At 70.9% G+C, this 12839-nt stretch carries 11 protein-coding genes; 5 read left to right on the forward strand and 6 right to left on the reverse strand.

Annotated features, from left to right (window positions below; genetic code table 11):
* Positions 1–142: 142 nt before the first annotated feature.
* Positions 143–1165 carry a phosphotransferase gene (locus OG700_RS36690; RefSeq protein ID WP_405621273.1) on the reverse strand — a complete coding sequence of 341 codons (1023 nt, stop codon included), beginning with the start codon at positions 1163–1165 and terminating at the stop codon, positions 143–145.
* 114 nt (positions 1166–1279) lie between these two features.
* Between OG700_RS36690 and OG700_RS36695 the strand changes: the two genes are divergently transcribed.
* Together OG700_RS36695 and OG700_RS36700 are read left to right on the forward strand one after the other, a co-directional pair.
* Positions 1280–2143: an SDR family oxidoreductase gene (locus tag OG700_RS36695; protein WP_405621275.1), complete on the forward strand. Its 864-nt coding sequence runs from the start codon at positions 1280–1282 to the stop codon at positions 2141–2143.
* Between the two features lie 493 nt (positions 2144–2636).
* Positions 2637–2921: a hypothetical protein gene (locus OG700_RS36700; RefSeq protein WP_405621277.1), complete on the forward strand. Its 285-nt coding sequence runs from the start codon at positions 2637–2639 to the stop codon at positions 2919–2921.
* A gap of 4 nt (positions 2922–2925) precedes the next feature.
* On the opposite strand, the gene OG700_RS36705 is transcribed toward OG700_RS36700, so the two are convergent.
* Positions 2926–3324 (reverse strand): hypothetical protein, encoded by a 399-nt coding sequence (locus OG700_RS36705; protein WP_405621279.1) that lies wholly within the window; start codon positions 3322–3324, stop codon positions 2926–2928.
* Positions 3325–3651: 327 nt separating this feature from the next.
* Here OG700_RS36705 and OG700_RS36710 point away from each other — a divergent pair, with 327 nt between their 5' ends.
* A complete protein-coding gene (locus OG700_RS36710) occupies positions 3652–5346 on the forward strand; it encodes a discoidin domain-containing protein (RefSeq protein WP_405621281.1) in 1695 nt (564 codons plus the stop codon).
* Between the two features lie 1091 nt (positions 5347–6437).
* Here OG700_RS36710 and OG700_RS36715 read toward each other — a convergent pair.
* From OG700_RS36715 to OG700_RS36725, 3 genes are all read right to left on the reverse strand, one after another.
* Positions 6438–9458, reverse strand: a complete 3021-nt coding sequence (locus tag OG700_RS36715) for a family 16 glycoside hydrolase (protein ID WP_405621283.1) — start codon at positions 9456–9458, stop codon at positions 6438–6440.
* Between the two features lie 478 nt (positions 9459–9936).
* Positions 9937–10248 (reverse strand): hypothetical protein, encoded by a 312-nt coding sequence (locus tag OG700_RS36720; RefSeq protein WP_405621285.1) that lies wholly within the window; start codon positions 10246–10248, stop codon positions 9937–9939.
* On the reverse strand, positions 10230–10388 hold the full coding sequence (locus OG700_RS36725; protein ID WP_405621287.1) for a hypothetical protein: 159 nt from the start codon (positions 10386–10388) through the stop codon (positions 10230–10232). Before OG700_RS36725 ends, OG700_RS36720 begins: the two co-directional genes overlap by 19 nt.
* A gap of 128 nt (positions 10389–10516) precedes the next feature.
* Between OG700_RS36725 and OG700_RS36730 the strand changes: the two genes are divergently transcribed.
* Entirely contained in the window at positions 10517–10681 is a 165-nt protein-coding gene (locus tag OG700_RS36730; RefSeq protein ID WP_405622288.1) for a hypothetical protein, read from the forward strand.
* 54 nt (positions 10682–10735) lie between these two features.
* On the opposite strand, the gene OG700_RS36735 is transcribed toward OG700_RS36730, so the two are convergent.
* Positions 10736–11356, reverse strand: coding sequence for an L-threonylcarbamoyladenylate synthase (locus OG700_RS36735; RefSeq protein ID WP_405621289.1), 621 nt, complete (start codon positions 11354–11356; stop codon positions 10736–10738).
* A 206-nt stretch (positions 11357–11562) separates the two neighbouring features.
* Here OG700_RS36735 and OG700_RS36740 point away from each other — a divergent pair, with 206 nt between their 5' ends.
* Entirely contained in the window at positions 11563–12708 is a 1146-nt protein-coding gene (locus OG700_RS36740; protein WP_405621291.1) for a winged helix DNA-binding domain-containing protein, read from the forward strand.
* Positions 12709–12839 lie beyond the last annotated feature (131 nt).

Genomic DNA, 12839 nt, shown 5'->3' on the forward strand with positions numbered 1-12839 from the left:
CCGCGCCCGTCCTCAACCGCCGGCGGGCATCTCAAGCCCCTACGCGAGTATGGACACCATCCACCGGCCGGACCCGTCTCAGCCCGTCCGGCGCTTGAGGACGAACCGGCCGCCGGACGGGACGCGGCACACCGTCCACGCGTCACCCCGCCGGCAAGAGCGGTGGCTCGGCGAAGAGTTGGCGGAGCCAGTACGCGTTCTCGGTCGCGCCCACCGCACCCACCGTGCCGGACGTCCCCGGGAAGAGCCGCGTCCACGAGCAGGCACGACCGATCGCCCCGAGGCGGCACGCCAGGCTCGCCGCGCGTCGCAAGTCCGCCGGAGTGCGGCGGCCCGCGTCGGTCCACGGTTCCAGATAGGCGTCGCGCAGCCGGGGCAGTACGTCGGAGCCGTACCGCTTACGGGCCGCGCGGGCGGGGACCAGCAGGCTGCAGAACGGGTGGCCGACGAGCGCGTCGCCCCAGTCGAAGAAGGTGAAACGGCCCGGCCCGGGAGCGAAGAGCTGGCCGTCGTGCAGGTCCGCATGGTCGAGCGAGTCCGCGACACCGGTCGCCGCCAGCTCGGCGCACCAGTCCACGAGCCGGGGGCGCGCGGCGCGCAGCCGCCCCCTGTCGGCGGCGTCGAGCGCCGCGTTCTCCGTGACGAGCCGGTCGAAGATCTCCGGCAGCGCGTCCGGCCGCCCGTCCGGGACGCCAAGTGCCTTGATCCGCTCGGCGTACGGCACGAGGACCCGCTGCATGTCGGCGTACTGACGCAACGGCTCCTCCCAGGCGCGCGGGTCGGCCGGACCACGGTCGAGTACGTCCCGGTAGAGCGCGCCCCCGGAGGGCAGCAGCGACCAGCCACGCCCGCTGTCGACCGCCAGCGGCTCCAGCACACGCGCGGGCACCCAGCGGGCCAACGCCTCACCCAGCCCCGCCTCGAAGGCACCGGCGGGCGGGTTGGCCTTGAACCAGACGTCGGCGTGGCCCTCGACGGTCATGCGCACCAGCACGGACCACGGCCGAAGCCGTACCTGCCGGGCACCCGTCACCCGCAGCCCACGCGCGGACAGTTCCCGTTCCGCCCACCCGAGCGCGGCGTCCCGCCACTGCGCGCGCTCCCACGGCGTCACCGCCGCGTCGAATCGCCCCCGGTCAACGAGGTCCGGCTCCTGGTCTTCCATGTCCTCATCCCATCACCGCGGCGGGCGCGCCTCCAATGCTTTCCGCGCGGACCGGCTCGGGCTGGTATGCCTGCGGGGTAGTGATCAGCCGCCCGCCCCCGCGACAGGAGCACCATGTCGTCCCTCCCGCCGGACACCACCTTCGCCGTCACCGGATCCACCGGCCGTCTCGGCGGACGTGTCGCCCGCCGACTGGCGGCCGAAGGCATCGCGCAGACACTGGTCGCCCGCGACCCGGCCCGCGCCCCGCGACTGCCCGGCGCCACCGCCGTCCCCGGCGCGTACGGGGACCACGACGACATCGTCCGCGCCCTGACCGGCGTCGACCGCGTCCTGATGGTGTCCGCCTCCGAGACGGCCGACCGGGTGGATCAGCACCGTGCCTTCGTGGACGCCGCCGTCGAAGCCGGCGCCGGCCACCTGGTGTACGTCTCCTTCTGCGGCGCCGCGCCCGCCGCCACGTTCACGCTCGCCCGCGACCACTGGCACACCGAGCGGCACATCCGCGCCAGCGGGCTCCCGTTCACCTTCCTGCGCGACAACCTGTACGCCGATTTCATGCCGGGTCTCGTCGGTGCCGACGGTGTCATCCGAGGCCCGGCGGGCCAGGGGCGCGCCGCCGTCGTCGCCCAGGACGACATCGCCGACGCCGCCACCACCGTCCTGCGCCACGCTCCCGAACACGGGGGCGCCACCTACGACTTGACCGGTCCGCAGGCTCTGACGCTCGATGAGATCGCCGCTGTCCTGAGCGCGGCGACCGGCCGTGAGATCACCTACCGGCCGGAGACCGTCGAGGAGGCGTACCGCACCCGCGCCCCGTACGGCGCCCCCGAGTGGCAGCTCGACGCCTGGGTCTCCACGTACACCGCCGTCGCCGCGGGCGAACTGGCCGAAGTGACCGACTGCGTCACCCGGCTGACGGGCCGGCCCGCGACGCCGCTCGGCGAGGTCGTCCGAGGGGGTGCCGACGATTAGGCCCTGTGCGGCGGGTCTTCGGGGGTCCGGGACGCCTGGCACGGCGCCTCGCTTCGTTGTCGGCGTTTTCGAAGGCATCCGAGTACGTCCAGTACGAGCACGATCCTCCGCCTTGCGACGCACCGCACCGGACGCCCCGGGCTGAGTCGGGGTCGCCGCGGCCGGTCAGCGCCGATCAGCCGGCCGGTCTTGGCCGCCCAATGGCCGCAGTCGGTGGTGAACACCCTTGTCTGGGACGGGTGTTCACCGTTGGCCAGCGGCCGGAGGCCGGAGGCCGCCGAGCGGCCGGCCCAGCCGGAAGGCGGCGGCGGTGGCGGGGGTGGCGGGGGTGGCGGGGGTGTCGAGAGGCATACCGGCATTGTGCCGTCGCCGGCGGCGCCGGGCCGTACGGACAGGACACGTCGTCGAGCGCGCGCCCGGCCGGTGACCTGACGTGACAGGTGTGATGGCGACCGAATGGGGTAGCGACGCCGTCGCGGGGTAGGCGCAGCGTATGGCGATCATCTATCCGTTGACCGAGGAGCAAGCAGGAATGCTCACCTGGGTGCGTTGGGCGTACGCGGGCATGTCGGTCCTGGCCGCCGCGTGCCTCGCGTCCGCCTTGCTGGCGGGGCACCCCGGCGAGCAGACGCTGTTGACCAGCACGACCGGGGTGCTCGCGTTCCCCGTACTCACGTTGCTGTCGTTCCGTCAACTGCACTGCCACCAGGCCGCGTTGAAAGAAGTGCGGCGTCGGCACGGGTGGTCGCATCCGCTGGGTCCGCGACAGCGGGTCTGATTCCTCAGCCGTCGCGGTCGTTGACCTGGTAACCGTACGTACCGGCCAGCGCGAGCACCAGTGCGCCGAGTACGGCGACGGCGGGCACGGCCGCCAGCGCGGCGAGCGCGCCGTGGAAGAGCAGCAGCGGGCCGGCGACGGAGCCCGCGACGAGGGCACCCAGCACGCATACGCGCACCCAGCCGTCGTCCTCGTCGGTCCAGCCCCGGACGCGCATCGCGGCGAGCACCAGCGCGAGCAACCAGAACTCGGTGCCGAACAGCCACCCCATCTCTCCGGTGCTCGCGCGCACGAGATACGCGTCGCCGTACGACACGAGCACCGCCGCCGGCGCGACGACCGCGGTCTTTCGGGCCGCGCCGAGCACGGATGCCGGTGTCGGGAGGAAGCGTGTGGCTGTCACGTACGTGGAAGACGCAACCGGCGGCCCGGCGGTTCGGCCTTCGGGTCGGCGGCGCGAACCCCGGTGATTCTGAGTGGCAATTTCGCTTGATACTTGGGATCGTGACGCGGATCAGTCAATAATTTCCAGTCCTCTGTCTTGCCGGTGGCCTGCCCTGTCCCTACGTTGTGGGGGGCCGCGGTGTGCGCCGGGACGCGCACACCGCGCCACGTACGTCCGTACGCCGCAGTTCCGCACCCCGCACGTACGCGCGCACCGCACCCCGCATGCCGCCGCATGCCGCACTTCCCCGCACCTCCACACGCAGAGCCGATTGCGAGGAATCCCGTGGCCCTTTCCAGACGGACCGTCATCGCGTCCGCGATAGCCGGTGCCGGAGCGGCGGCCGGCCTGGCCGCCCAGACCGGGACCGCACAGGCAGCCGCCAAGGCCGCCTCCCCACCCGGAGACGTCGTCGGCAAGATCACCGTCGGCTACCAGGGCTGGTTCGCCTGCTCCGGCGACGGCGCGCCGATCAACGGCTGGTGGCACTGGTCGCGGAACTGGGGCCAGTCGCCGTCCCCCGGCAACACCGCGATCGTGAGCTGGCCCGACGTGAGCGACTACACCCACACCTACCGCACGGCCTACCCCGCGCTCGGCAACGGGCAGCCGGCCGCGCTGTTCTCCTCGTACGACCAGCAGACCGTCGACACGCACTTCTCCTGGATGCGGCAGTCCAACATCGACACCGCCGCCCTCCAGCGCTTCAACCCCAACGGCGGCGAGGGCGCGACCCGCGACGACATGGCGGTGAAGGTGCGTAGCGCCGCCGAGCGGTACGGGCGCAAGTTCTACGTCATGTACGACGCCACCGCCTGGACGAACATGCAGCCGGAGATGAAGGCGGACTGGCTCGCCAAGATGCGGGCGCTCACCGCGTCCCCGGCCTACGCCAGGCAGAACGGCAAACCGGTCGTCGGCATCTGGGGCTTCGGCTTCAACGAGCCCAACAAGACCTGGTCGGCCGCCGTCTGTCTGGACGTCGTCAACTGGTTCAAGGCGCAGGGCTGTTACGTGATGGGCGGCGTGCCCACGCACTGGCGCCGGGGCATCGAGGACTCACGGCCCGGCTACATGGACGTGTACCTGGCGTTCGACATGCTCTCGCCGTGGATGGTCGGCCGGATCGGGGACATCGCGGGCGCCGACAACTTCTACGCCAACGTCAACACACCCGACCAGGCGCACTGCGACGCCAACGGCATCGACTACCAGCCCTGTGTCCTGCCCGGCGACCTTCAGTCGGGCCACCGCGCGCACGGCGACTTCATGTGGCGGCAGTTCTACAACATGTGCCGGATCGGCGTGCAGGGCATCTACATCTCGATGTTCGACGAGTACAACGAGGGCAATCAGATCGCCAAGACCGCCGAGACCGCCGCGCAGGTCCCGGTGGGCTCCGGCATCCGGGCGCTGGACGAGGACGGCACGGTCTGCTCGGCGGACTACTACCTGCGGCTCACGGGCGACGGCGGGCGGATGCTGAAGGGCGAGCTGGCCCTGACCGCGACCCGCCCCACCCCGCCGGTCACGGGCGGCGGCGGACCCAACCCGCCGACCGGCGACCTCGCGCTGAGCAGGGCGGCGAGCGCGAGCGGTCAGACGCAGAACTACGGCCCCGGCAACGCCGTCGACGGCAACGCGAGCAGCTACTGGGAGAGCGCCAACAACGCGTTCCCGCAGTGGATCCAGATCGACCTCGGCTCCGCCCTGCCGGTACGCCGGCTCCTCCTGTCGCTGCCGCCGAACCCCGCCTGGGCCACCCGCACCCAGACGCTGTCCGTCCTCGGCTCGACGAACGGGACGAGCTTCGCGACGCTGAGCGCCCCGGCCGCCCGCGTCTTCGACCCGGCGAGCGGGAACACGGTGACGGTCACCCTCGCCTCGGCGGCGTCCGCCCGGTACGTACGGGTGCAGATCACCGGCAACACCGGCTGGCCGGCGGGCCAGCTGTCCGCACTGAGCGTCTACGCGGACTGAGGCGCCCCCGGCCGGTGGCCGCCGGTTCGTCCTCGATCGCCGTACGGGCCAGGATGGAAGCGTGGACGCGCTCATCCGCTTCGTGGACGGCGGCGGTGTCCTCGTCGCCGTCGGCGACCTCCCGACGCGCGAACCGGCGGGTCTTAACGACGAGTTGGCGCGGGCACTGTACAGGCTCTTCTCCGGTGGGCGCGCGCCCCGCGCGCACCGGGCGAAGGATCCGGCGCAGGCCGCCTCGCGGGTCGCGTCGGCCGGCGGAGCCGCCGCGACCCTCTCGCCCCCCTCGGCCCGGATCCGTGGACTGCGCCTGGAACGTGCCGGACAGCAGGCGTTCCTCGTGCACAACGAGCGTGCGGAGGCGGGGGAGTTCACCGCGACGTTCCCCGCGCCCGGCGTCCCGGCGTCCCGGAGGTCTGGGACCCGGACACCGGCAGCACGGCCCCGGCCGACGTCTGGCGCGCCCGGCACCCTTCCCCGGCGGGCCGGCCGGCGGGAAGGGCACGGCCGTACCCCTGCGCCTGGAGGCGAAGGCGGCGATCGCCGTCGTCTTCCGCACCCCGTCCCACGGCGCGCCCCCGCACGTCGTCGAGTCGAACGCGCCGGTGGAGCGCCTGACGGTCGAAGGACACACCGGGACCGCCACCGTCCGGGTGGCGTCCGCGATGACCGTCCATGTCGTCGCACGGCACGGTGAGCGCCGGTACGAGGGCACCCTCACGGCAGACGATCGGCTGACACCCGTACCGCTCGACAGCGACCGGAGCTTCCGTTTCGACCCCGACGGTGCTCCGAACACCCGCCGCCCACTCGGCAGTTGGACGGACCTGGATCCCGCGCACTCCGGATCCGCCGTCTACGAGGGCGAGTTCACCCTCGACACGCGGACCCTGTCCGGACGCCGGTGGAGCCTCGAACTCGGAGAGGTGTGCGACGTCGCCGAGATCACGGTGAACGGCCATGAACTCCCCGCCAGGCTGTGGACGCCCTACCGGTGCGACGCCACCTCCGCCCTTTCTTGTCAGCATGACGAAAACAGTCCGCCCTCCCCCCGGGCCGTGACCGGTCCGGGGAGAAGGCGGACGATCGCCCGGTTACGCCTTGGGCTCGATCCAGATGTTGCGGTAACGCACCTTGTTGCCGTGGTCCTGGAGCCGGATGGCGCCCGTCGCGGTGGTCTCCGGCGCGCCGGATCCGGTCGGACCGTCGACGGCCACGTCGGCATGGACGGTCTTGCCGTTCCACACCACGGAGACGCGGGCGTCCTCGGTCTTCTTCCCGTCGGCTCCGAAGCGGGCGGCACGGAACGTGATCTCGTACGTCTGCCATGTCTCCGGCGCGGTCGACGCGTTGAGATCCGCCGCCTTCTTCAGATAGATCGCCGCCGCGTCGTTGTTGGCCAGGTTCGCCTTGCCGAACGAGTCCAGGATCTGGACCTCGTAGCGCTCCTGGAGATACACGCCGCTGTTCCCGCGGTCCTGGCCCGTCACGTCCGGTGGCAGCTTCGGCACCCGGAACTCGACGTGCAGCTTGAAGTCCTTGAAAGCCTGTTTGGTGCGGATGTCACCGCAGCAGACCTCCATCGCCCCGTCGTCGGCCAACGGCCAGCGGACGTTGCCGCCGTCCGCGTGCTGCCACTGCGAGCGGTCCTTCCCGTCGAACAGGGTGATGCGGCTGTCCTTGGGATGGACGGTGATCAGGTCGAGGTTGACATGGCCGGTGTCGCCGCTGTCGTACCGGTACGCGATGGTGTTCGCCCCGCGGCTCAGCGGCAGCGACTCGGTCACCGTCGCCCAGCCGTCCCACTTGCCGGTGCTGGGCAGGGTCGTCTGTTTCATCTTGCGGCCGTTGACGTAGAGGCTCACCGTCTTGTCGCCGACGAAGGGATTCGGGCCGTTGGCGTAGCGCAGCGCGACGTCGTACTTGCCCGCCCGCGTCGTCCGCACGTCGAACGTGGTGGTGGCGCCCTGCGTCCCGTAACTGTCGACGAAGCCGCCGCCCGAGTGGCCCGCGTGCTCGGTGTCGACCCGCGCGCCGCCGGTCAGCGCGGCCTCCTCCGCCTCGTACAGCGTCTTCGCCGGCTCCTGGGTACCGACAAGGGAGTTGAGGGTGTACCAGGCCTCCGTGCTCCACAGCGTCTCGCCGCCCTCGGCGCTGAACGGGCGGGGCGAACGCACATGCACGACACGGTTGGACTTGAGGCCGTCGATCGCGAGGGTGACCTTCTTGCCGTCGGCGGACACGGTGGCCGACGACACCTTCAGCGTCTCCTCACCGAGCTTGGGGCCGCCGTAGTCGGGCGTCGACGCGTAGTACCACTGCTCGACCTCGTAGCGGTCGGCCAGTTCGGCGACGGTCCCGGCCGAGAGCGGCTTGGTGTATTCGAGCTCGAAGCCGCCCGGCTTGGCGCGCATCGCCAGGATGTCGAACGCCTCGTCGCCGTTCGGCGTCAACTTCTGGAGGCCGTAGCCGAGTTTGCCCTCCTGGCCCCAGTTGCCGCCGGCGCCCAGGCCGCCGGCGTAGATCGCGCCGTCCGGGCCCATGCTGATGCGGTTGACGCCCGCTTCGAGTCCCTGGGTCATACGGAAGACCGCGCCCTGGTACTCGCCCTTGACCTTCTCCAGATACCCGCGCTGAAGACCGCCGTACGTCACGTCACCGAAGACCATCTGCCCGGCGAACGGTCCCTCCTTCAACAGCATTGGTGTGCTGGGGGAGTTGGCGATCTCGTTCTGCGGCAGCCACAGCACGGGCTTGGTGACCGGCTTGGCGTCGAACGGTCCTGCCGGGTTGGTGTAGTGGTTGAAGAAGCGGTCCTGCTTGATGTGGAGCAGCTTCGACGAGGGCAGCCAGCCACCCTGGTTGTCGGTCACGAAGATGTCGCCCTCGGGACCCCACCCGATGCCGTTCGGGGTACGCAGGCCACCGGCCACATAACTGACCTCGCCGGTCTCCTTGTTCACCCTGATCGTGGAGCCGCGGTTCTTCGCGGGCTGCGGATCCGTGGTCGCACCGCCGTAGTTGATGGCGACCGACAGGTTCAGATAGAAGAAGCCGTCCTTATAGAGCAGCCCGAACGCGAACTCGTGGAAGTTCCCGCCGAACGGCCAGGTCGCGACCTTCCGGTAGGTGTCGGTGACATCGTCCCCGTCGGTGTCCTGGAGCTCCGTCAACTCGTCCTTCTGCGACACGTACAGCGAGCCGTCGACGTACTTGACGCCCTGCGGCTCCTTCAGGCCCTCGGCCACCTTCTTGGCCTTGACCTTCTCCGGTCCCGTGCTGCCCGTGACATCGCTGAGGAGGTAGACCTCGCCCGTCTCGTTGTCCGTGCCGCCCCACGTGGTGACGGCCAGCCGGCCGTCGGGCAGCCAGTCCATCGCCGTGACCTGCGGCTCGAACCCGCTCGGCCGCAGATCGGTGAGCGTGTAGCCGGGGTGCACACCGGTCAGGGGCAGACCGTCGCCGGGGGAGTCCCGGACGCCCTCGCACTCCTTGCGGCCCGGCGCCGTCACCCGTACGACATCGGCGTCCGTGCTGAGTACGGAGTTGGGTACGACGGAGAAGCCCGAGGCGCCCGGAGGCTGCCAGGCGAGCGTGATGTTCTGCCCGCCGGTGCGGTCGAAGTGGTCGATACCCAGAGAGTGGTGACCGGCCGTCAGGGTGACCGTGCCGTCCTTGGGGTTGGCGCCGTGCAGACCGTCGTGGTCGATGACGACCTGGTCGTCTATCAGCAGACGCGAACCGTCGTCGCTGGTCAGCCGGAAGGTGTACGAACCGTCCTGCGGGACATCGATGTTGCCGATGACCTGGGAGACGAAGTTGTCCCCGATCCCGCCGAAGTCGTCGGTGGACGACCAGTCGACGGTGGGCATCAACTTATCCACGTTCGGGGTCTGACCGGGCTTCAGGGTGCAGATCTTGTCCAGCGGCACCTGCACGTCGAACACGCGCAGCGTGACGCCCGGCTCCTGCGGGGGCAGTTCACGGGTGACGGGATCGGCCGCGACGGGGTCGGCGGCGGTGGCCTGGGTCGACATGAGACCGGTGGCGAGGAACGAGACGGCGAGCAGACTGAGCAGGCATCTGCGCAGCGGGCGGCTCGGTCTTGGATCCATTCTTCCTCCTGGCACTTCGCGCACCGGGAAGAACACCGTTACCCCGGGGCGGAGTTCACCGCCGGGGCGAGCCCTTCGATCCGGATACGGAGGTCTGGCGACGGATGCGGGTGTTTCGCTCTGGCGGTTCGGGGGGCGACTGATGGTCTGTCATGTACGTCATCAGTCGGTGTCGAACGAAACAGTAGAGACTTCGGTCGGGAGCGTCCATAACTTTGTCACGCACAAGTGAAAAGTCCTCCTGGTTGTCCGGTTCCGAATGCACCGCCCAGGCGGACGGCCACGCCTTGAGCGCCCCGCCGGACAGGGCTTAGGGCCTCTCGTTTGGATCTTGCCGGGCTCGCGGTCCCTGGCATCGCGCCTCGCCGCGTTGATGGCGGAAGGGGAGGCACGGCTCCCGCCATGCCTCCCTCCTCCGCCTCGCGATCCACGGCACCAGACCCCGCTCCCTCATCCGGCCTGATCCAAACGAAAGACCCTAGCCGATGACACGGATGAGGGCGGTGCGTTCCGCGCCCACCAGGAGGAGACAGGAATCCTCCTCGCCGGACAGCGCCGAATCGAGGGGGAGGTTCTTGGCGTACGCGAGCCGGGGCGGGGTTTTGGCCGCGCCGGTGATCTCGGCGACCACTGTGTCGAGGAGGTCTCGCGCGAGCCAGGAGACGAGTTCGTCGCCGGGGATCTCTGGCGCCGTGTCGTCGAACTCCCAGATCACGGTCTGGGATCTGGCCGCCGCCACCAGGTTCAGCTCGGATTCGGCCAGCACGGCCCTCAGGGCGTCGGCGTCCACAGCACGTCGTCGTTCTCGTCGTCTCCCTCCTCCGCGAGGAGGTAGTCCTCATCACCGGCCCAGCCGGAGCGGAAGGCGGTATCGGGGTCGGAGACGTCGAGGTCGACGTCATGGGCGGCGAGGGTCACGTCGAAGGTCACCTCGTCGGTGTTGTTGTACCGGAGGAATTGGCTGAGCAGCGCCGCGAGGCAGGCGATCCGGTACCCGGTCGTGTCACTGCCGTCACCGGAGCCGGGCGAGCCGGCCGGGCCGAGCTTCCGCGCCCCTCGTGGCCAGACGCGCCAGTTCGTCCTCGCGGGGCTCCGTCCAGCGGATCATCAACGGCATGTCCCTGGTCGGCATCGGCACGGACTACCAGCAGGTCATCAAGGGCCTGGTGCTGCTGGCCGCCGTCGGGTTCGACGTCCGGAACAAACGCAGGGTGGGCGCCTGACGGTACGTCGACTCCGGTCCGGGGCCGAACCGGAGGACGTCCGGGCCGGGCCGCCTACTCGAACCGCGCGGGGTCGCCCGCACCCCGGCGTACGATCTCCGGCTCGCCGCCGGAGAAGTCGATGACGGTGGTCGGCTCGGTGCCGCAGTCGCCCGAGTCGACCACGACGTCCAGCACATGGTCGAGCCGTTCCTTGATCTCCCAGCCCTGCGTCATCGGCTCGCCGTCGTCGGGCAGCAGCAGCGTGCTGGAGAGCAGCGGCTCCCCGAGTTCCGCGAGCAGCGCCTGGGTGACGACATGGTCGGGGATCCGGACGCCGACCGTCTTCTTCTTCGGGTGCAGCAGCTGACGCGGCACCTCCTTGGTCGCCGGGAGGATGAAGGTGTAACTGCCGGGCGTCGCCGCCTTGATCGCGCGGAACACGTCGTTGTCGATCTGCACGAACTGCCCGAGCTGCGCGAAGTTCTGGCACATCAGCGTGAAGTGGTGCCGGTCGTCGAGATTCCGGATGGACCGGATCCGGCTGATGCCGTCCCGGCTGCCGAGCTGGCAGCCCAGCGCGTAACAGGAGTCCGTGGGGTACGCGATGAGCGCGCCGGACCGGATGCTCTCGGCCACACTCGTGATGGTGCGCCGCTGGGGATTCTCGGGGTGTACGTCGAAATACTTGGCCATTGGCCGAGCTTAGGGCCTGTCCGGCGGCCCGGTGTCCCGGTGTCCCGGTGTCCCGGTGTCCCGGCGGCCCCGCGCGGTCGCCGATCGGGCGCGAGCCGCGAGCAGTGGGCGCGGGCCACCGCTGCGGCCGGTCGCCGCCGACGACCGCCCGACCGCCCGCCCCCGGCAGTGGCGTTCGCGGGCCCGTCGGCGGGAGAATCCCCGGCGTGAAGATCACCGCACCGGAACTGAACCGTTCCACCCTCGCCCGCCAACTGCTCCTGCGCCGGGAACCGCTCGGCGTCGCCGACGCGGTCCGCCGTGTCGTCGCCCTTCAGGCCCAGCAGGCGGCCTCGCCGTATCTCGCGCTGTGGAACCGGACGGCCGACTTCGATCCGGCCGCCCTCGACGCCGCCTTCAGCGGCTACGAGGTGGTGAAGGCGACGCTGATGCGGATCACGCTGCACGCCGTCCACGCCGACGACCACCGCACGTTCCGGGAGGCCGTGGAGCCGACGCTGCGGGGCGGCAGGCTCGACAGCCGCTTCGCCGCGTCGGGACTCACCCTCGCCGACGCCGATGTGCTCGTACCCGCTCTGCTGGCCCACGCCGACCGGCCGCGGACCGCCGCCGAGCTGGAGGCGTGGCTGGGGGAGCGGCTGGGCGCCCCGCCCGGTCCCGGGGCGTGGCGCGGACTGCGGGGGTACGCGCCGCTGCTGCACGCGCCCACCGGGACACCGTGGTCGTTCGGCTCCCGGCCGTCGTACGTCGCGGCCGGTCCGTGGACCGGGCTCCGGGACACCGAGGCGTCGGCGGTCGCGCTGGCGCAGCTGATATCGCGCTATCTGGAGGGGTTCGGCCCGGCGTCGGTGGCGGACGTGGCGCAGTTCGCCCTGGTCCGGCGCGGGCACGTCAGAGAGGCGCTGAAGGCGCTGTCCGGCGCACTCGACCGGCTGACCGGGCCGGACGGTGTGGAGCTGTACGACGTGCCGGGCGCGCCGCGCCCGGCCGCGGACACGCCGGCGCCGCCCCGGCTGATGGCGATGTGGGACAGCACGCTGCTCGCCTACTCCGACCGCAGCCGGATCGTGCCGCCGCAGTACCGCAGGCTCGTCATCCAGATCAACGGCGACGTGCTGCCGACCCTGCTGGTCGACGGGTACGTCGCGGGGGTGTGGCGCCCGGTGGCCGAGGGGATCGAGGCGCGGGCCTTCCACCGGCTGCCCGCGGCGGCCTGGGCGGGACTCGCGGAGGAGGCCCGGTCGCTGACGGCGTTCCTCGCCGACCGGGAGCCGGGGGTCTACGGCCGCTACGGGCACTGGTGGGACAAGCTGCCGCCCGGTGTGGAGGTTCGGGTGCTGCCGGGGAAGTGAAGACTCTCCGTTGTCCAAAGAATTGGTATGGACCTTTCTTTCGGGGGGTCGCTGCCCGTAGCCTCTGCGCGGCGGTGTCCACGTAACTGCACTCTCCTGGAAGGCGGTTGTGGACGAGCGCTGTCCCGTGA

The organism is Streptomyces sp. NBC_01508 (genome assembly GCF_045040315.1).
Lineage (GTDB): Bacteria > Actinomycetota > Actinomycetes > Streptomycetales > Streptomycetaceae > Streptomyces.

What these genes read in the sequence shown, in the direction of transcription:
- OG700_RS36695 (WP_405621275.1), top strand. Translation starts at nt 1,280, where the DNA reads ATGTCGTCCCTCCCGCCGGACACCACCTTCGCCGTCACCGGATCCACC.
- OG700_RS36735 (WP_405621289.1), bottom strand. Translation starts at nt 11,356, where the DNA reads ATGGCCAAGTATTTCGACGTACACCCCGAGAATCCCCAGCGGCGCACC.
- OG700_RS36690 (WP_405621273.1), bottom strand. Translation starts at nt 1,165, where the DNA reads ATGGAAGACCAGGAGCCGGACCTCGTTGACCGGGGGCGATTCGACGCG.
- OG700_RS36715 (WP_405621283.1), bottom strand. Translation starts at nt 9,458, where the DNA reads ATGGATCCAAGACCGAGCCGCCCGCTGCGCAGATGCCTGCTCAGTCTG.
- OG700_RS36700 (WP_405621277.1), top strand. Translation starts at nt 2,637, where the DNA reads ATGGCGATCATCTATCCGTTGACCGAGGAGCAAGCAGGAATGCTCACC.